At 38.7% G+C, this 20,292-nt stretch carries 18 protein-coding genes and 1 riboswitch; of the genes, 17 read left to right on the top strand and 1 reads right to left on the bottom strand.

The window, feature by feature from the left end; all coding sequences use genetic code 11:
- Positions 1-14: 14 nt before the first annotated feature.
- A complete protein-coding gene (locus RGB74_RS11055; protein ID WP_310762854.1) occupies positions 15-680 on the top strand; it encodes a class I SAM-dependent methyltransferase in 666 nt (221 codons plus the stop codon).
- A 19-nt stretch (positions 681-699) separates the two neighbouring features.
- On the opposite strand, the gene RGB74_RS11050 is transcribed toward RGB74_RS11055, so the two are convergent.
- Positions 700-2,409, bottom strand: coding sequence for an Rqc2 family fibronectin-binding protein (locus tag RGB74_RS11050; protein ID WP_310759366.1), 1,710 nt, complete (start codon positions 2,407-2,409; stop codon positions 700-702).
- Positions 2,410-2,506: 97 nt separating this feature from the next.
- Here RGB74_RS11050 and RGB74_RS11045 point away from each other — a divergent pair, with 97 nt between their 5' ends.
- The 16 genes from RGB74_RS11045 (at position 2,507) to RGB74_RS10970 (ending at position 20,271) form a co-directional block, all read left to right on the top strand.
- Positions 2,507-5,170 carry a calcium-translocating P-type ATPase, SERCA-type gene (locus RGB74_RS11045; RefSeq protein ID WP_310759365.1) on the top strand — a complete coding sequence of 888 codons (2,664 nt, stop codon included), beginning with the start codon at positions 2,507-2,509 and terminating at the stop codon, positions 5,168-5,170.
- A gap of 408 nt (positions 5,171-5,578) precedes the next feature.
- On the top strand, positions 5,579-5,839 hold the full coding sequence (remA, locus tag RGB74_RS11040) for an extracellular matrix/biofilm regulator RemA (RefSeq protein ID WP_310759364.1): 261 nt from the start codon (positions 5,579-5,581) through the stop codon (positions 5,837-5,839).
- 15 nt (positions 5,840-5,854) lie between these two features.
- The gene (gene gmk / locus RGB74_RS11035) at positions 5,855-6,472 is read left to right on the top strand and encodes a guanylate kinase (protein ID WP_310759363.1); all 618 of its coding nucleotides are present in this window, start codon (positions 5,855-5,857) and stop codon (positions 6,470-6,472) included.
- Positions 6,472-6,678 carry a DNA-directed RNA polymerase subunit omega gene (rpoZ, locus tag RGB74_RS11030; protein WP_310759362.1) on the top strand — a complete coding sequence of 69 codons (207 nt, stop codon included), beginning with the start codon at positions 6,472-6,474 and terminating at the stop codon, positions 6,676-6,678. The genes gmk and rpoZ overlap by 1 nt, the downstream gene beginning before the upstream one ends.
- Positions 6,679-7,086: 408 nt before the next feature.
- Positions 7,087-8,295, top strand: a complete 1,209-nt coding sequence (coaBC, locus tag RGB74_RS11025) for a bifunctional phosphopantothenoylcysteine decarboxylase/phosphopantothenate--cysteine ligase CoaBC (RefSeq protein WP_310762852.1) — start codon at positions 7,087-7,089, stop codon at positions 8,293-8,295.
- Positions 8,292-10,700: a primosomal protein N' gene (gene priA / locus RGB74_RS11020; RefSeq protein WP_310759361.1), complete on the top strand. Its 2,409-nt coding sequence runs from the start codon at positions 8,292-8,294 to the stop codon at positions 10,698-10,700. Before coaBC ends, priA begins: the two co-directional genes overlap by 4 nt.
- 18 nt (positions 10,701-10,718) lie before the next feature.
- Positions 10,719-11,192 carry a peptide deformylase gene (gene def / locus RGB74_RS11015; protein ID WP_310759360.1) on the top strand — a complete coding sequence of 158 codons (474 nt, stop codon included), beginning with the start codon at positions 10,719-10,721 and terminating at the stop codon, positions 11,190-11,192.
- Positions 11,193-11,198: 6 nt separating this feature from the next.
- Positions 11,199-12,128: a methionyl-tRNA formyltransferase gene (gene fmt / locus RGB74_RS11010; protein WP_310759359.1), complete on the top strand. Its 930-nt coding sequence runs from the start codon at positions 11,199-11,201 to the stop codon at positions 12,126-12,128.
- Between the two features lies 1 nt (position 12,129).
- The gene (gene rsmB / locus RGB74_RS11005) at positions 12,130-13,503 is read left to right on the top strand and encodes a 16S rRNA (cytosine(967)-C(5))-methyltransferase RsmB (RefSeq protein ID WP_310759358.1); all 1,374 of its coding nucleotides are present in this window, start codon (positions 12,130-12,132) and stop codon (positions 13,501-13,503) included.
- Positions 13,496-14,581, top strand: coding sequence for a dual-specificity RNA methyltransferase RlmN (rlmN, locus tag RGB74_RS11000; protein ID WP_310759357.1), 1,086 nt, complete (start codon positions 13,496-13,498; stop codon positions 14,579-14,581). The genes rsmB and rlmN overlap by 8 nt, the downstream gene beginning before the upstream one ends.
- Before the next feature lie 7 nt (positions 14,582-14,588).
- Positions 14,589-15,347 carry a Stp1/IreP family PP2C-type Ser/Thr phosphatase gene (locus tag RGB74_RS10995; RefSeq protein ID WP_310759356.1) on the top strand — a complete coding sequence of 253 codons (759 nt, stop codon included), beginning with the start codon at positions 14,589-14,591 and terminating at the stop codon, positions 15,345-15,347.
- Entirely contained in the window at positions 15,344-17,293 is a 1,950-nt protein-coding gene (gene pknB / locus RGB74_RS10990) for a Stk1 family PASTA domain-containing Ser/Thr kinase (protein WP_310759355.1), read from the top strand. Before RGB74_RS10995 ends, pknB begins: the two co-directional genes overlap by 4 nt.
- A gap of 23 nt (positions 17,294-17,316) precedes the next feature.
- Positions 17,317-18,201 (top strand): ribosome small subunit-dependent GTPase A, encoded by an 885-nt coding sequence (gene rsgA / locus RGB74_RS10985; protein ID WP_310759354.1) that lies wholly within the window; start codon positions 17,317-17,319, stop codon positions 18,199-18,201.
- Positions 18,202-18,849, top strand: a complete 648-nt coding sequence (rpe, locus tag RGB74_RS10980) for a ribulose-phosphate 3-epimerase (RefSeq protein WP_310759353.1) — start codon at positions 18,202-18,204, stop codon at positions 18,847-18,849. It abuts the gene before it with no gap.
- 21 nt (positions 18,850-18,870) lie between these two features.
- Positions 18,871-18,978, top strand: a riboswitch (TPP riboswitch).
- Between the two features lie 79 nt (positions 18,979-19,057).
- Complete coding sequence (gene thiT / locus RGB74_RS10975; protein WP_310759352.1) at positions 19,058-19,627, top strand: energy-coupled thiamine transporter ThiT; 570 nt, start codon at positions 19,058-19,060, stop codon at positions 19,625-19,627.
- Positions 19,624-20,271 carry a thiamine diphosphokinase gene (locus tag RGB74_RS10970; RefSeq protein ID WP_310759351.1) on the top strand — a complete coding sequence of 216 codons (648 nt, stop codon included), beginning with the start codon at positions 19,624-19,626 and terminating at the stop codon, positions 20,269-20,271. Before thiT ends, RGB74_RS10970 begins: the two co-directional genes overlap by 4 nt.
- Positions 20,272-20,292 lie beyond the last annotated feature (21 nt).

Raw genomic sequence — 20,292 nt, 5'->3', positions numbered from 1 at the left:
TTACCTTGCGTAAAATGAACGGCGAGGAATTTGATGAGCTTGTTTCTTTCTTTGACAGTATGGCGAGAACTTCATGGCTCAAAAAAATTCATGAATCATTAAAAGAAACAACGGGATCGTGGAATGGGAAAGATGTTTTAGATGTAGGCTGTGGAACAGGGAGACTTTTGCTGCGAGGAGCGGAAGAGGCTAATAAATTAGTCGGTGTCGATCTTTCATCAGAGATGGTAAAAGCAAGTATCCAGCAATTTTTTTATCATGAATTAAGCGGCAAAAGTGAGTTTTTAATAGCTGACGCAGAGAAACTGCCTTTTAATGCTCACTCCTTTGATCTTGGAATATCGACATGTGTAATGTTCTTATTGCCTCATCCTGAACAAGGAATTAAAGAAATACACCGCGTGTTGAAACAAGGAGGGCAGATCGCAATGCTCAATCCTACAGAAAAAATGAGTCAGGAAACAGCAGCACAATATGGAAAAGAAAATGGAATTTCTGGCTTTGAGAGAACAGCTCTGTTGAAATGGTCGAATGTCAGTACGAAAAGACACAGATATACTACGGATGAAATGACTGAGCTCCTTGAGAAACTGCATTTTACTGAAATAAGTCACAAAGAAGTACTTGGGGGACTCGCTATTATTACAATTGCAAAGAAAAAGCAGAACATCCCATCTTAATGGACTGTTCTGCTTTTGTTTATTTCTTCAGTTTCCAAACGACATCTTCATCTGGAGTGACATAAAGCGTTTGCTGATTATCATATATAACAAATCCGGGTTTAGAACCATTTGGCTTTTTAACATGTTTAATCAAAGTGAAGTCTACAGGAACTGAACTGGAGTTTTTCGCTTTACTATAAAATCCAGCTAAAACAGCTGCTTCCGTTAAGGCTGTTTCACTCGGAGAATCCGATTTGATCACAACATGTGAACCAGGTATATCTTTCGTATGAAGCCATGTCTCATTTGCTCTGGATAACTTGAAAGTTAAATAATCATTTTGCTTGTTATTCTTGCCGACAAGTATTTCTGTTCCATCTGTAGAGACAAACTGTTCAGGCTTTGGAATGGATTTTTGTTTTTTCTTTTGTTTTGATTGTCTATGCTTCAAATATCCGCCTTCGCTAAGTTCTTCGCGAATTTCCTCTACGTCTTTCATAGATGCCGAATCCATTTGAACAATCAGACGTTCAAAATAAAGAAGTTCTTCTCCTGATTTATCGATTTGATCTTTAATGATAGAAACGGATTTTTTAAGTTTGGCATATTTTTTAAAATACGATTGTGCATTATCAGCAGGATTTTTAAGAGGATCGAGTTCTATTTTTATAATTGGCTGTTCCTCTGTGAAATAGTCTTCAACCTCTATTTCCTTATCGCCTTTTTTTGCTAAATACATATAAGCTGTTAAGAGTTCACCTTTTTTTTGAAATTCTTCTGCGTTTACGGTTTGCTCCAGCTCTTTATTTAGTTTGCCGATTTTCTTTGCGATTTTATCGTACTCATTAGACAAATACTTTTCCAAATCGTTTGCTTGCTGTTTTATACGGTCACGGTCCGCCTTGCCATAATAATAACGGTCAAGCAAGCGGCTTACGTCATCAAACCTTTTTACCTCTCCTGTTACATGATTTAGTTCAATGATAGAAAAATATTCTTTTGTATCATTCGTAATCATCTGAGGTTCATATCGATCATCGTTAAGCTGCGTGATAATTGAAAGGAAAGATTCTGCTACTTTTTCTTTTACTGAAAGTCCCGCCCTGCATACGATTTCTTTAGCGATAAGAGGAGAAAGGCCGCTGAACGTGGAAACGATCTGCTTATCTAGTTTTCCTTCGTTCCAATTTATCTTGGAGATAAATTCTTCTTTGGAGTGTATCGAAAAAGGATTTACTTTTTCTTGTGCAGGAGGAAGTACGTAAGAGAAACCAGGCAATATCGTACGATGACGGTTTTGAAAACTAGGTATATGCTTAATACTGTCTATAATTTTTCCTGTTTTTTCATCGGTTAAAATGATGTTGCTGTGTCTCCCCATAATTTCCACATAAAGAACTTTTGTTGTCTCATCACCGATCTCATCTCTGTTTTTTACAGTGATTTTGATCATTCTCTCCATATCGAGCTGCTCAATAGATTCTATGAATGCACTTTCCAAATGTTTTCTTAATAGCATACAAAACATAGGAGGTGTGTCTGGGTTCTCGTATTGATGTTCTGTTAAATGAATACGGGCGAATGATGGGTTTGCCGATAATAATAATTTGTGATTTCTTCCATTCGCGCGAATTGTAAAAACGAGATCCGTTTTGTGCGGCTGATAAACTTTTGAAATTCGTCCAGATGTCAATGTTTCTTGTAATTGTTTAGCTATTGCGCGTGTCATTATTCCATCAAAACTCATGATTGGTTCACCTCTTATTTCTCATACATAGTATAGCATTTTTACGGACATGCCTGCATATAAATGGCTTTAACTAATCTTAATAGAGGTGGAAGCTATGAATTGGTACCAGCTGCCGCAACATGAAATTGAGTCAATTCTCAACAGCAGGCTGAACGAAGGACTAACGAAGAATGAACAGGAAAAACGTTTAAAGCTTAATGGTCCTAACCAGCTAGAAGAAGGGGAAAAGCCTTCAGCTATTTTGATGTTCTTAGCCCAGTTTAAAGATTTTATGGTACTCGTGCTTTTAGCAGCAACTTTGTTATCAGGGTTTTTAGGAGAATACTTGGATGCGATCGCGATTATTCTTATTGTTGTGATGAATGGGATACTCGGATTTATCCAAGAACGAAAAGCAGAAAAATCACTTGCCTCGTTAAAGGAACTGTCAGCTCCAACTGCGCAAGTTTTAAGAGAAGGGCGATGGGTCTCAATTCCGGCAAAAGATGTAGTAATTGGTGATGTAATCAAAATTTTGAGCGGTGACAGAGTGGGAGCAGATATCCGTCTCCTAAAAACTACTGGTCTTCAAATTGAAGAATCCGCTTTAACCGGTGAATCAGTACCTTCTCAAAAACATAACCGGGAAATCAGCGGCGATGAACTGCCGCTTGGTGATCAGGACAATATGGCGTTTATGGGTACGATGGTTACAAGAGGCGCTGGAGAAGGAATTGTAATCGCAACAGGAATGGGAACAGAGATGGGGAAGATTGCTCATTTGATACAAACGGCAGAGAACATGGCAACTCCTCTCCAAATGAAATTAGAGCAGCTAGGAAAAATTTTGATTGCCCTTTCACTATTATTAACAGTAATGGTCGTCATTGCTGGAGTTATGCAAGGACACGATCTTTATAGCATGATTCTAGCTGGTGTGTCATTAGCTGTTGCTGCGATACCAGAAGGACTTCCTGCGATAGTAACGATTGCTCTTGCGCTCGGGGTTCAAAAAATGATCCGGAAGAGAGCGATCGTCAGAAAGCTGCCTTCGGTAGAAACGCTTGGTTGTGCAACTGTTATTTGTTCAGATAAAACAGGAACTCTGACACAAAATAAAATGACTGTTACTCGAATTTGGGCACAAGGAAATCAATGGAGTGTAGGGGAAAATGGGTTTGAAAGTACGTCAGGAGGAGATGCATCTCGTGAGCACGTACTAACAGAAGTACTGGCTTTTGGTGCACTATGCAATAACTCTACAATAGAAGAAGGGAAAAAGGGATCACTTATAGAAATCGGGGATCCGACAGAAACAGCTTTGTTAATAAGTGCTTATAAAGCAGGAATAACGAAAGAGTCACTAAGTGAGCAATTTTCTGTTGAACATGAATTTCCTTTCGATTCATCGAGAAAGATGATGAGTGTCATTGTCAACGATTCGGATGGAAATAAGATGCTCGTAGTAAAAGGAGCACCAGATGTATTATTGGAGAAAAGTGATTATATCGTGTGGGAAGATAAAAAACAGCTGATTAAACAATCTCATAAAGAACGAATTAAAGAAGCGATTTATGCTTTAGGAAGTCAGGCGCTCCGGACAATCGCAGTTGCTGTTAGACCTTTAAAAGAAGACGAGTATTATGCTCAAGCAACATTCGCTGAAAGAAGTCTCACATTTATTGGACTTCAAGGAATGATGGATCCGCCTCGTCCAGAAGTAGAGCAAAGTATAAGAGATTGTCACACCGCTGGTATCAAAACCATCATGATTACCGGAGATCATGTAGTGACTGCTGCGAGTATTGCCAAAAAATTAAACATGCTCCCTGAAGGCGGAAGAGTAATGGAAGGCGCAGAATTAGCTCAGCTTAACGATGATGAACTCGATAAAATCTCTGAGAATGTATATGTATATGCCAGAGTGTCTCCTGAACATAAACTCAAAATTGTTAAATCTCTGCAGCGACGGGGACATGTTGTTGCAATGACTGGAGACGGTGTAAATGATGCACCTGCTATTAAATCAGCTAATATTGGTATAGCTATGGGTATAACAGGAACAGATGTGGCGAAAGAAGCCTCATCTCTTGTACTTGGTGATGATAATTTCGCAACGATTCGCTCTGCTATTGAAGAGGGAAGAAATATTTACGAAAATATCCGTAAATTCATACGCTATTTACTTGCGTCAAATGTGGGAGAAATTCTCGTCATGCTTTTTGCAATGATTATGGCTTTGCCCCTTCCGCTCGTTCCGATTCAAATCCTTTGGGTAAACCTTGTGACAGATGGGTTGCCTGCAATGGCACTGGGCGTTGACCAAGCTGAAGAAGATGTGATGAGAAGAAGACCAAGGCAAGCAAAAGAGGGTGTTTTCTCCAGAGGACTAGGATGGAAAATCATTTCTCGAGGATTTCTAATTGGTGCAGCTACCATTCTAGCTTTTTGGGTTACGCTAAAAGAGAATCCGGACCAGCTGATCGTTGCACAGTCAGTAGCCTTTGCAACACTAGTCATGGCGCAGCTGATTCATGTCTTTGACTGCCGAAGTGAACATTCAGTGTTCCACCGCAATCCGCTGCAAAATGGCTATCTTGTGCTCGCCGTTATCTCATCAGTACTTCTTTTGCTGGTCGTTATGTATGTACAGCCATTGCAAGAAATATTTCACACGGTTGCTCTAAGCTTAAGACAATGGCTGCTTGTTCTAGGAATGGCATCCATCCCATCTTTTGCTCTTGCAGGATTTCAATTGTTTAAACGGGATAAAATTTGATATAAAAAGAAGCTGGCTCAAAAGTTGTATACTTTTATGCCAGCTTTTCTTGTTATTAAATGAAGTTATTTTTGTAATAGGCAACTTTGGTAAGATTAATCATAACAAACTTAAGATAAAATTTGGTTGAATTATATTGAAGAATTACAGCAAAGGCATGCGTGTATTGCGTTCTTACTTTAGATTAGTCATGCATTCGTCATATTCGCGAAATCCTTTGTAATAAAAAGGATTGTTTGCTAACTGTATTTCATGGTTTTCCAAAAGTTAAGCAAAATATGTTTAGATTCTATGTTTTCTGTGCTAAAATGTAAGAACATGTGTACAGTTTTTCACAATATCGTACAATTAGCGTATGACCCGTTATTCCATTTGACTAGAATAGTAGCAGGTTAGGGGCGTTTAGAGATGAAATTAATTAATATTGGGTACGGAAATATTGTTGCGGCTCACCGTATCATTGCGGTAGTCAGTCCAGAATCTGCACCGATCAAAAGGTTAATTACGGTCGCCAGAGAAAAAAATATGCTGATTGATGCTACATACGGCAGGAGAACAAGAGCGGTTGTTGTTACCGACAGTGATCATGTCATTTTGTCGGCTGTGCAGCCAGAAACTGTAGCTCATAGACTGATGTCGATTGACGAGGGCTCAGCAGAAGAAAGTTAGGTTGTGGAGGTTTTTATGGAAAAAGAAAGAGGCATTCTGTTTGTGCTTTCCGGACCGTCTGGTGTAGGAAAGGGTACTGTTTGTAAAGCATTAAGAGCACAAAAGCTGGACATTCAATACTCAGTTTCAGCCACTACTAGACAGCCGCGTGAAGGCGAACAACATGGGGTAGAATACTTCTTTAAAACAAAAGAAGAGTTTTTACGCATGATTGAAAATAAAGAACTGCTAGAGTGGGCAGAATACGTGGGCAACTATTATGGGACACCGATTGAATATGTGAACCAAACACTCGATGAAGGTAAGGATGTCATTTTAGAAATTGAAGTTCAAGGTGCACTTCAAGTGAAAAATATTTTTCCGGATGGTGTCTTTATCTTTTTAACACCTCCAAGTCTTGCCGAGCTAAGAAATCGTATTGTTGGACGAGGGACAGAAACAGAAGATATCGTTAACAATCGAATGAGTGTTGCAAAAGAAGAGATTGATCTCATGCAGCATTATCACTATTCAGTAGTGAACGATGAGATCGAGTCTGCTTGTAATAGAATTAAAGCCATAATAACTACAGAACACTGTCGCGTAGACCGAGTGCGACCCAAATATCAAAGAATTTTAGGAGCTGACGAATAATGCTATATCCATCCATTGACTCTCTTATGGAAATCATTGATTCAAAATATTCTCTTGTAACTTTAAGTTCAAAACGTGCAAGAGAAATCCAAAAGTATGAAAACCAGCAAATCGCAAAGCCAGTTTCTTACAAATTTGTAGGGAAAGCATTAGAAGAAATTCAATCTGGTATTTTAACTCCGGTCGGCGAAATTCAAAAAGACTAATAATAGCAGTAGAAAATATACAACCTTGAAAAAAGGTTGTTATTTTTTTGCGCTTTAATTTAAGATAATTTGTGAGTAAGTAATAATAGGTACAGGGACAAGTCGGCACGTTAAGACAAGGTGACAGCCGAATCCGAATTTTCTTTATTTATTAGACTCTTTTCTAAAAGATTGTTTCTTCTGAGGGATTATTATAACTGCCTCGCATGATTGGAGAGTAAGGTGAGAGGCTCCTCGAAAATGAAAATCGAAAGTGAGCATCCTGAAACGGAGATCAACTACTTTCAAAAACAACAAAGATTGCGAAGACAGCCATTTATTAATAAGCCAATTAAGTTTTTTAATAGAATTAAATGCTGTAAAATAGATGTGAATTGTATAGGAATGAGCGGAGGAAGGGGTTTGTTTATGGAAAAAAAGAAAATATTACTTGCCGTATCTGGCGGAATTGCTGCGTATAAAGCAGCGACTGTTGCCAGCAGATTATATCAAGGCGGATATGAAGTAAAAGTCATTCTGACAGAATCTGCTCAAAAATTTATTACACCATTAACATTTCAAACATTAACGAGACAAGAGGTGTATACCGACACATTTGATGAAAAAGATCCTTCAGCTGTTAGCCACATTGAAATAGGAGATTGGGCAGATCTAGTATTAATTGCACCTGCTACAGCGAATGTAATTGGAAAACTGGCGAACGGAATCGCTGATGATATGCTGACTACTACATTACTTGCAACGAAAGCTGATGTAATAATTGCACCTGCAATGAATGTAAATATGTTTAATCACCCAGCAGTACAAAAAAATATGGAGACTCTTGCAAGTTTCAACTGGCGTTTTATCGAACCGAATGAAGGCTTGCTTGCCTGTGGATGGATCGGAAAAGGAAGGCTTGCAGAACCTGAGGAATTGATCGAAGCGGTTCATTCTTATTTTAATGAAACGAATAGTGAAAAGCCTCTGCCTCTTTCAGGAAAGAAATTGTTAGTAACGGCAGGACCTACAAGAGAAGAACTTGATCCAGTCCGTTATTTTACGAACCATTCTTCTGGAAAAATGGGATATGCGATTGCTGCAGCAGCTAGAGAATGGGGGGCAGAAGTAACGCTTGTTACAGGACCAACTTCCTTGCAGCCGCCTAATGGGATTAAAGTTGAAAATGTTACCTCGGCTAGAGAGATGTACGAAAAAGTGCTTTCTCATTACAACACTCAAGATATCGTTATTAAATGTGCGGCTGTTGCTGATTATACGCCAGTATCTGTATTTGAAAACAAATTCAAGAAAAAAAATGATACATGGACGGTTGAATTAAAAAAGACTGATGATATTTTGAGAGCACTTGGCGAAAAGAAGGAACATCAAATTCTTGTAGGATTTGCAGCTGAAACAGAAAATCTTGAGAGTTATGCCCACGATAAGTTAGTTAGGAAAAATTTAGACATGGTGATAGGCAACAATGTATCAAAAGAAGGTTCTGGTTTCGGAAGTGATACGAACGAAATTATGATGCTAAAAAAAGATGGATCAAAACGTTCTCTTCCAATCCTATCTAAGGAGAAAGTTGCCAAAGAAATTTTAGAACAAGTGCTGGATATGATGAAACGATGATCGCGGCAGTCGTAGTAGATGTTCCATCAGGCAGTGTGAACAAAACTTTCGATTACAAAGTACCTGAAAAGTGCGCAGAGTGGGCAGAACCGGGGATGAGGGTCATCGTACCTTTTGGACCTAGGAAGCTCCAGGGCTTCATTTTAGAAATAAAACCTTCTTCAACCGTTAAGGGGTTAAAAAACATCTCTGAAATTTTAGATCCATTGCCTGTTCTGACAACTGAACTCATAGAGCTTGGGCAATGGCTGGCTAAGCAAACGCTGAGTTTTTATATCACCACGTATCAAGCGATGCTTCCTGCAGCGATGAAAGCAACATATGAAAAATTCTTTGTGATTTTGACACCGGAAAAGCTTCCCGAACATCTGGCAGTTACTTTTACGCAGCAGGATGAATTGAGCTTTAACGAAGTGATGAAAGATTTTCCTGAGCGATTAAATGAATTGCTTTTATTAGTTAAAGCTGGAACTTTAGATGTCATTTATAAAGTGAAAGACAAGGCAAACAAGAAGAAAATAAAATTCGTAACCATCTTAAATAAAGTAGCAGCTGCAGAATTTCTGGAGGAAAACGAAAGAAAAGCTGAAAAACAAAAGGCAGTCATTTCAGAATTGCTTCATCGTCCGCCTGGGTATTACTCAATGCAGGAAATACTAATGGAAACAGGGGCATCTCTTCCTTCTGTCCTAGCACTAGCTAAAAAAGGATTCGTCAAAATTGAGGAAAAAGAAGTCTATAGAGACCCTTATAATGGAAGGAATATTAAGCAAACAGATCCATTACCGTTAACGGAAAATCAGCAGAGCGCGATACTGCCGATTTTAAACTCCATTGAAAATGATCGGCATGACACCATTCTCGTCCATGGGGTTACAGGAAGCGGAAAGACGGAGGTCTATCTACAATCTATTCAAGCGGTGTTAGATAAAGGAAAGGAAGCTATTTGTCTTGTTCCAGAGATTTCCCTTACACCAATGATGGTAAATCGATTTAAAGCACGATTTGGAAGCAGAGTTGCTGTCTTGCACAGCGGTTTGTCTGTTGGTGAAAAATACGACGAATGGCGTAAAATACTAAGGAAAGAAGTTTCAGTCGTCGTAGGAGCACGTTCTGCAGCCTTTGCGCCTTTTACAAATCTGGGAATCGTAATAATAGATGAAGAACATGAATCCAGTTATAAACAAGAAGATCATCCTCGATATCATGCGAGGGACGTTTCCATTTGGAGAGGAAAGTACCATTCATGTCCGATTGTACTCGGCAGTGCGACACCCTCTTTAGAAACATATGCTCGTGCTAAAAAGGGGCTATACATTCTTTCAGAACTAAGATCACGCGTGCATTCAAATCCAATGCCTGAAGTAAAGATTGTAGACATGCGAGAAGAATTGAAAAACGGCAATAGGTCCATGTTTTCGGACAATTTAATGGAAATGATGAAAGAAGGATTAAGTAAGCAAGAACAAACGGTTTTATTTTTAAATCGGAGAGGTTATGCTTCTTTTATTTTGTGCCGTGATTGCGGTTATGTAGCTGAATGTCCTCATTGTGATATCTCTCTTACTTATCATAAAAGGAATGGAGCATTAAAGTGTCATTATTGCGGTTATCAAGAAACCATTCCTTCAGCTTGTCCATCATGTACAAGTGAACATATTCGCTTTTTTGGTACGGGTACACAAAAAGTGGAAGAAGAACTCGCAAAAGTTTTGCCTGAAGCACGCGTAATAAGGATGGATGTTGATACAACATCAAAAAAGGGCAGCCATGAACGCCTCTTAACTGCATTCGAAAATGAAGAGGCGGATATATTGTTAGGAACACAAATGATCGCTAAAGGTTTGGATTTTCCAAAAGTGACGCTTGTGGGGATCTTAGCAGCTGATACGATGCTGCATCTTCCTGATTTCAGAGCTTCTGAAAAAACATTTCAATTATTAACACAAGTCAGCGGCCGAGCAGGAAGGCATGAACTCGAAGGTAAGGTAATTATCCAAGGCTATGATACGGAGCATTACAGTGTCCAGCTCGCATCCAGACATGATTACCTTTCTTTTTACGATTATGAAATGAAAACGAGAAAACTCCATCAATATCCACCCTTTTTCTATTTAGGTTTATTAACTTTCAGTCATCCTGATCTTATGCAAGTTGTGGCTGCGAGCGAAAAAGCAGCAAGCTTTCTATCTGCCAGACTGTCAAATCAAAGCATTTTGCTTGGCCCTGTGACTTCACCAATAGCACGCATCAAAGATAGATATCGGTATCAGGTCATGATAAAATACAAAAATGAACCAGAGCTAGGCTTGTGGTTTGAAGAAATTATATCTCATTTTCAAAAGGATAAAAGCATTAAAGACCTGCAGATTACGGCAGAATTAAATGCACAAACATTAATGTAGCTGTTATAAGGAGAAAATATGACGATTCGTAAAATAGTAGAATATCCCAATCCTGTTTTAGAAACCAAATGTGAAAAAGTTACAACGTTCGATAAAAAATTAAAAACCTTGATCAAAGATATGTTTGATACGATGTATGATGCTGATGGAGTAGGATTAGCTGCTCCTCAAATCGGCATTCCAAAACAGATTGCTGTAGTTGATGTTGGAGATGATTCAGATCAGATCGTATTGATTAATCCAGAAGTCTTATCGGCTACTGGAACTCAGACTGGACCCGAAGGATGTTTAAGTTTCCCAGGATTATTTGGAGATGTTGAACGGCCTTTAAATGTTTCTGTTAAAGCACAAAACAGAGAAGGTAAAGAGTTTACACTTAAAGCAGAAGGTTTTCTGGCTCGGGCACTTTTACATGAAATAGACCATCTTCATGGAGTTCTGTTTACTTCTAAAGTGATTGCTTATTACGAAAAAGAAGAAATGGAAGGGTAGGATACAATGAAAATCGTATTTATGGGTACTCCAGACTTTTCTGTTCCTGTACTTCGTCAATTGGTTGAAGACGGTTATGAAGTCGCAGGAGTTGTTACTCAGCCGGACAAGCCTGTTGGAAGAAAAAAAGAAATAAAGCAAACCCCTGTTAAAGAAGAAGCGTTAAAGCATGATATTAAAGTGTATCAACCAATAAAACTGCGTGAAGAATATAAAGAGATCATAGATCTACAGCCAGATTTAATCGTTACTGCTGCCTATGGACAAATATTGCCTTCCGCAATATTAGAAGCCCCGAAATATGGATGTATTAATGTGCATGCTTCTCTGCTTCCGAAATACAGAGGCGGAGCACCAATTCACAAAAGTATAATCGACGGTAATGAAAAAACGGGTATCACCATCATGTATATGGTTGAAAAATTAGATGCTGGTGATATACTTACTCAAGTTGAAGTTCCAATAAACGAAAAAGATCATGTAGGATCATTACATGATAAATTAAGTGCAGCAGGTGCGAAGCTATTATCCGAAACTATACCTTTACTGCTTAATGATAAGATTGTATCCATTCCGCAAAATCCTGATGAAGTAACGTTCGCTTGGAATATCACACGGGAACAAGAAAAAATCGATTGGACTTTATCAGGCGGTGAAATATATAACCACATTCGGGGACTTCACCCCTGGCCAGTGGCGTATACAACTTATAATGGTCAGCCACTGAAAGTTTGGTGGGGTGAAAAAGAAGCAGCGTCAAAGCATGCTGAACCAGGGACAATACTTGCATTTGCTGATAAAGGACTCCAAATCGCAACTGGTGATGATACAAGTATTGTAATTACCGATCTGCAGTTATCAGGTAAGAGAAGAATGTCTGCAATTGATTTTTTAAAAGGAACAAATGTAGAACTAGGTTTGAAATTAGGTGAATAATTTGAGTGGCAACTTAAGGGCAATCGCTCTAGATGTATTGGTAAAAGTAGAACAGAATCAAGCGTACAGCAACCTGCAGTTAAATCAGGCACTTCTAAAAGCTGACGTAAATGATAAAGACAAAAGTCTTTTAACGAGTATAGTGTATGGAACAATACAGCGTAAGAACACGATCGATTTTTATTTGGAACAGCTCTTAAACAAACCGATTAAGAAAAAAGATCGCTGGGTACTTAGTTTACTGCGCTTATCCATTTTTCAAATGCTGTACATGGATCGTGTTCCTGATCATGCCATCATTCATGAAGCGGTTGAGATCGCTAAATACAAAGGACACAAAGGATTGGCAGGAATGGTTAACGGCATTCTTCGCAAACTGCAAAGAGAAGGCACTGCTGCAATGGATGAAAAAATCGGCAATAGTGCTGAAAAAGACGCATTGAAATATAGTATGCCATCTTGGCTTTATGAACGTTGGAGCAACCAGTTTGGGGCAGAAAATGCTGAAAAAATGGCAGAGATTAATCTGATTCCAGCGCCTGTAACAGCGAGAATCAATACGATGCTAATAAATCAAGATACTGTTTTCGATATGTTGAGAGAAGAAGGAATAACTGCTGAAAAAGGAGAATTGTCTCCAGAGGGGATCGTTATCAAGGACGGTTACCTTCCTAAGTCGAATGCCTATAATCAAGGTTTGGTTACAATTCAAGATGAGAGTTCAATGCTGGTCGCTAGAGCTGTAAGTCCTGAACCTGGAGAAAAGGTACTTGATGCGTGTGCAGCTCCAGGAGGAAAATCCACTCATTTAGCTGAAATGATGAAGGGTGAAGGAAGAGTCGTTTCCCTTGATCTGCATCAGCACAAAGTTGAGTTAATCAAGAAACAGGCAGACAGATTAGGATTAAACAATATAGATGCCAGAACATTAGACGCTAGAAAAGTAAAAGAAGAATTTGAAATTGAATCATTTGACAGAGTTCTTGTGGATGCTCCGTGCAGCGGTTTTGGTGTGATCCGAAAAAAGCCTGACTTAAAATGGGCGAAGACAGAGCAAGATGTAGAAAGACTTACAAGTATACAAAAAGATATACTTCATGCTGCTTCACAGATGGTGAAACCAGATGGGATTCTCGTCTACAGCACTTGTACTGTTGATAAAGAAGAAAATGCTGAAGTAGCAGAATGGTTCTTGTCACAGCATCCAGAATTTGAATGGGATCCGCATTTTTCAGAAAAGATGCCAGAAACTGTGAAACCATTTATAATAGAAGAAAGATCTGATCTGCAAATTATGCCTCATTATTTTAATAGTGACGGATTTTATATCGCGGCTTACAGAAAAAAGATAACAGGTGGTGAGAAACATGCTTAAACCATTAACAGATAAACAAACAAAGCCAGACATCAAACCTTCCATTTATTCGCTAGAACTGCATGAACTAGAATCATGGCTGACGGATATTAGAGAACCGAAGTTCAGAGGCAAGCAAATTTTTGAATGGCTTTATAAAAAACGTGTGTCTTCTTTTGAAGAAATGACGAACTTGCCTTTAGGACTGCGTGAAAAACTAGAAAAAGATTATTACATCAAGCCTCTTAAAGAAGTGGTGCGTCAAGAATCTTCAGATGGAACAATAAAGTTCCTATTTGAACTTCAAGACGGCTATTCAATTGAAACAGTTCTAATGAGACATGAATACGGAAACAGTATTTGCGTAACAACTCAAGTAGGATGCCGTTTAGGTTGTACGTTCTGCGCCTCGACTTTAGGCGGATTAAAACGGAACCTTTTAGCTGGCGAAATTGTTGCTCAAGTACTTCAAGTACAGCGTGCATTGGATGAAACTGATGAAAGAGTCAGTTCGATTGTAGTAATGGGAATTGGAGAGCCATTTGATAACTATGATGGTCTTATGTCATTCTTGAAAATCGTTAATCATGATTTAGGTCTGAATATTGGAGCTCGTCATATTACGATCTCAACGAGTGGTGTAGTCCCTTATATTTACAAATTTGCAGATGAAGGCATGCAAATTAATTTTGCAATATCCCTTCATGCAGCGAATACAGAAACGAGAAGCCGTTTAATGCCTGTAAACCGAATGTATCCACTTAACGAATTAATGGATTCTATTCGTTATTATATTAAGAAAACGGGCAGACGAGTTACATTTGAGTATGGTTTATTTGGAAAAGTAAACGACTCAGTTGAAAGTGCAAATGAACTAGCTGATCTTATTTCTGATATTAAGTGCCACGTAAACTTGATTCCTGTGAACTATGTACCGGAAAGAGATTATGTGCGAACACCGAAAGCACAAATATTTAAGTTCTTAGAGACGTTAAACTCAAGAGGCATAAATGCCACCATCAGAAGAGAACAAGGTCATGATATCGACGCTGCATGCGGTCAGCTGCGTGCGAAGGAACGTAAAGAAGAGACGAGGTGACGTGAAAATGCAAATTGCCTTTCAAACAGATGTTGGAATGGTAAGGAAGCATAATGAAGACAGCGGGGAAGTGTTCACGAGAGGTGAACACTTTCTTGCAGTTATTGCTGATGGAATGGGTGGACATAAAGCAGGTGATATTGCCAGCCAGGAAGCCTTAAAATGTATTAAAGATGCTTGGGGTCAATTTGAAGAAAATATAGGAAACATTAAAGAGTGGATCACAACGGTATTAAAGGATACAAATCAGCACATTTTTCAATTTTCACAAGAAAATCCTGAAACACGAGGAATGGGAACGACCATTGTTGCTGCTTTAGGTACAAATAAAGAGGTTACTGTAGTACATATTGGGGATAGCCGCTGTTATTTATATTCACAAGGTATTCTGAAACGGGTAACGGATGATCATTCACTCGTCCAAGAATTAGTGAAATCAGGACAGATTACAGAAGACGAAGCTGAAATTCACCCACGACGCAATATGATTATGAAAGCAGTCGGAACAGATGAATCCGTTGAACCTGAGTTTAATATCATCACTTGGGACACAGGCGATTACATCCTTCTTTGTTCTGATGGATTATCTGATAAAGTCTCTTTTAAGAGAATTGAAGAAGCATTGAACAATCCGGATGAAGCTGTCAGTGAAAAAGTAGAAAAATTGATAACATGGGCGAAAAATGCGGGTGGAGAAGACAATATAACTGCTATCCTTATACAAAATAGTTCTGACACAGAGACAAAAGGGGAAGCAAGAACATGATTGGAAAAAGAGTCAGCGGCCGCTACAAGCTTTTAGAGGTTATAGGTGACGGCGGAATGGCCATCGTTTATCGGGCAAAGGATTTAATTCTTGATAGAGATGTTGCTGTAAAAGTGCTTCGTTCGGAGTTTAATAAAGATGAAGATTTTATTAGACGCTTTAAAAGAGAAGCAGAATCTGCTACAAGTTTGGACCACCCGAATATTGTAAGCATTTTTGATGTAGGTGAAGACGACGATATATATTTTATCGTTATGGAGTATGTACAAGGTAAAACACTCAAACAATACATAAAAGAACACGGAAAGCTTTCTGTTGAAGAATCATTGCATATTATGAAACAAATAGGATCTGGAATGGCAGTGGCTCATGATCATGGAATCATCCACCGTGATATAAAACCTCATAACATTCTAATAACTGAAAACGGAGTTGCAAAGCTTACTGATTTCGGTATTGCATTAGCTATAACATCTGCAACGATCACGCATACGAATTCTATTTTAGGCTCTGTGCATTATTTTTCACCAGAACAAGCCCGTGGCGGAATCGCTAATGCAAAGTCTGATATTTATTCTTTTGGTGCTGTTCTTTACGAAATGGTTACAGGAAGAGTACCCTTTGTAGGTGAATCGCCTGTTTCAGTCGCACTCAAACATCTGCAGGAAAATGTGATCGAGCCAAGGAGATTGAACCCTGAGATTCCGCAAAGTGTCGAAAACATTATATTAAAAGCCTTGGCGAAAAATCCATTGCACAGATACAGCAGTGCACAAGAGTTATTAAATGATATGAATTCAGCGTTGGATCCAAATCGGATGTATGAGCAAAAATGGAATGAAGCTTCTGATGATGATGAAAAAACAAAATTCATTACACCAATAGTACCCCCTGATGCTCCAGTAAGTCCTCTTGTTGATGAGGAAAAGGGGAAAGGGAAAAAGAAGAAGAAAAAGAAATGGTGGCTTATTATTCTTCTGTCCTTACTTTTATTAGGTGGTGCTGGATTAGCTTCGGTGACACTGCTTCCTTCTATTTTTCAACTAAAAGAAGTCAGTGTGCCGGATGTAGTAGGAAATGATTATGAAGATGCTTTCGATAAGCTCAAAGCAGAAGGTTTAGATGTAAAACGCCAAGAAGTATTTGATAAAGAAGTGGAGGACGGAAAGGTAATTCGTCAAGATCCGGCTCCCCAAACCAAAGTAAAAGAGCGCAGTTTGGTAACTTTACAAGTTTCAAAAGGCCCTGAAAAAGAAAACATGCCAGATGTAGAGGGTATGAACATTGATTCCGCAGAAGCACTTCTAAATGATAAAGGGTTTACAAATATTAGTAAAAATTATGAGGACTCAGATACAGAGCCGGAAGGAACGGTCTTATCTCAAAATCCTGATCAAGATGAAAAAGTAACACCATCAGATACGACCGTTGAATTGACGGTCAGCAGCGGGAAACCATCGATTCAAGTAGAGAATCTTGCCGGGTTAACGAAGGAGCAAGTATCGAACTATGCGAATGATGCAGGTCTTGTTGTTGAATACAGTGAGGATTTTTCTGACTCGGTAGAAGAAGGAAAAGTTATTTCGCAAGATCCTTCTCCATTTACTCAAGTTGAGAAAGGCGCTACGATCAGTGTTGTGCTGTCAAAAGGACCAGAAGAAACAGAACCGCCGCCACCGCCGCCACAAGAAACGGCTCCTGATCGAACAACTACAGAGAAAATAGATGTTAAAGTCAAAGGGAAACCCAAGAAAGAAACAGTCCATGTGAAAATTGTTTATTCAGATAAAAATGCAACTGACAAAGTTTTTATTGAAGAAGATATCGCTGAAAATAAAATTTACTCCCTTCCGTTAACTATTGCTGAAGGTGGTACAGCTTCTTATACTGTGTTTATTAATGATAAACAAGATCAAGCAGTAACCATAAATTATGATGATATTTAGGAAGGGGACGATGGTGATTAAGCATGACTGAAGGAAGAATTGTTAAAGCGTTAGCGGGGTTCTATTACGTAATGGATCAAGGTCAGATTTTCCAGTGCAGAGGAAGGGGAAACTTCCGCAAAAGGAAAGTAAATCCATTAGTAGGGGACTGGGTAGAATATGAGTCCAGCAATAAAACGGATGGTTATATTATGGACGTAAAAGAACGGAAAAATGAACTCGTTCGGCCGCCGATCGCAAACGTAGATCAAGCCATTCTCGTATTTTCAGCAGTGCAGCCTGACTTTAGTCCTTTGCTACTAGACAGATTTCTCGTTCATATTGAAGCAAACGATATTTTACCTGTTATCTGTGTTTCGAAAATGGACTTAGTTGAAGAAACGTCTGAATATGAAAAAATTCAAATATACATTGAGAAATATAGAGACCTAGGATATGAAGTCATCCCTACCTCAACGAAGACAGATGAAAGTTTAGAAATGTTTTATCCGCTATTTAAAGATAAATTGACTGTGTTTGCTGGTCAATCCGGAGTGGGGAAATCTTCTTTGCTTAACGCAATTAATCCGGAACTTATGCTCGAAACGAATGAGATTTCTACTCACCTGGGACGAGGAAAACATACAACACGCCATGTTGAATTAATATTATTTGGCAATGGTCTTGTAGCTGATACGCCTGGTTTTAGTTCACTGGATTTCTTAAATATCGAAGCGGAAGAATTGTCTGGATATTTTCCAGAGATGAACGCACGGCGAGGAGATTGTAAATTTCGAGGATGTTCACATACATCTGAGCCTAAATGTGCGATAAGAGCAAGTGTGGAAACAGGTGAAATTCCTGAATTCCGCTATGATCATTATGTGAGTTTTTTACAAGAAATAAAGGATCAAAAACGGAGGTACTAAATGATTAAAATAGCCCCTTCAATTTTATCGGCTGACTTTTCAAAGTTGGGTGATGAGATTAAAGCAGTAGAAACAGCAGGTGCAGATTATATTCATATCGATGTGATGGACGGACATTTTGTGCCGAATATTACGTTGGGACCTCTAGTTGTTCAAGCTGTACGACCATTAACAAAGTTACCTTTAGATGTTCATTTAATGATTGAAAATCCAGATCAGTATATTGAAGCATTCGCAAGTGCAGGTGCAGATATTATTACAGTTCATGTTGAAGCATCTGCGCACCTTCATAGAACGATCCAATTGATCAAGAAAACTGGTGTAAAGGCTGGGGTTGTTTTAAATCCGGCGACACCTGCAGATTCGCTCAAACATATTATTCATGATATTGATATGGTCTTGCTTATGACTGTCAATCCGGGATTTGGAGGACAATCATTTATTAAAAGTGTTGTTTCTAAAATAAAAGAAGTTAAAAGCTTAATTGATGAAAATGAATTGGATGTTGAAATAGAAGTAGACGGCGGTGTAAATGCAGAAACAGCTCCATTGTGCATTGATGCAGGTGCAACCGTATTAGTAGCCGGATCTGCCATTTATGGGAAAGACGATTTAAAGCGTGCGATAAACGCTATCCGTGGTGTATAATAGTATTTGGAAAAATAAATAAGCAACCACAGGGGGAGTCTTTTTAAAAGGCTGAGAGGGGAGTGCACTCCCGACCCTTTGAACCTGAAGCTGGATCATACCTGCGTAGGAATGTGGAGTCGTGTAACTTTTTGTAAAGAAAAGCAACCGTGCGCTCACATGCCGGTTGCTTTTTTGTTTTCCTTCAAATGAAGAGGGGGAAGAAGAAATGAATAATAGCAAAATCTTATTTTTGACCGAATTAGCAATTATGGCTGCACTTTCACTTATTTTAGGGTTGATTAAGTTCTCAGGATTATGGGCTCAAGGTGGATCTGTGTCATTGGAGATGGTTCCAATCTTTATCATGGCCTTTAGAAGAGGTGTTAAAGCAGGAGTTTTCACAGGCCTGTTAGTGGGATTGCTGCAGCTGGCTGTAAACCCTCAAATCTATTACTTTGCACAAGTAATATTGGACTATCCGCTTGCATTTGCTTTATCAGGATTAGCAGGATTGTTTGCTCCATCTATTAAACAAAATACGGCAAAGAGAACGGCGTTGATGATTACGGGTATTTTTGTCGGCTGTACTTTGCGTCTTTTATCTCATGTAATCTCAGGAGTTATCTTCTTCAGCCAATTTGCAGGAAAAATGAACGTTTGGTTATATTCTATTTTTTATAATGGTTCATTTATGGTTATTATTTTCGTTATTACTTGCATCGTTGTAATCTTATTAACAAACACAGCTCCGAAACTGCTTCATACAGAACGAAAAACGCTTCAGCCCACAATATGAAAATTAGAATTGTTGCAGGTGGACCGGTTAGCTTAATACCAGATTTAAAAAAATATGTTGGTGGTCCAGATACAATTTGGATAGGTGTGGATAGAGGGACATTTGTTCTTATAGAAACAGGGATCAGACCAAAACATGCATTTGGCGATTTTGATTCTGTTTCTGAAAATGAAAAGGAAGCGATTGTTCATGCGTCTATTCATCTGAATGTGTATCGGTCAGAAAAAGATCAGACAGACATGGAAATTGCATTTGCATGGGCAATGGATCAAGATCCAGAGGAAGTTTTATTATTCGGAGCCACTGGGGCCAGATTGGATCATGAACTTTTAAATATTCAGCTCTTATCTAATTGTCTTCATAAAAAAGGCACTATAGTAAAAGTTGTAGACTGTCGTAATGAAATAACGCTGCATGCTCCTGGCACATATGTCATCAGTCAAGATGACAGGTTTTCCTATATATCATTTTTGCCATTTGAAGGAGAAGTAACGGGTATTACTTTAGAAGGGTTTAAATATCCTTTGCAAAACGCATCTTTGCAGATGGGATCATCTCTTTGCATTTCAAATGAGCTTGTAAATAAAAATGGTACTTATTCTTTTGACTCCGGCATAATAATGATGGTAAAGAGCCGTGATTAATATATAATCGCGGAAAACAGG

The organism is Bacillus sp. NEB1478 (genome assembly GCF_031582965.1).
Taxonomy (GTDB): Bacteria; Bacillota; Bacilli; order Bacillales; family Fictibacillaceae; genus Fictibacillus.
The sequence above is the reverse complement of the archived record's forward strand: the minus strand, read 5'-3'. Positions and strand labels throughout refer to the sequence as shown.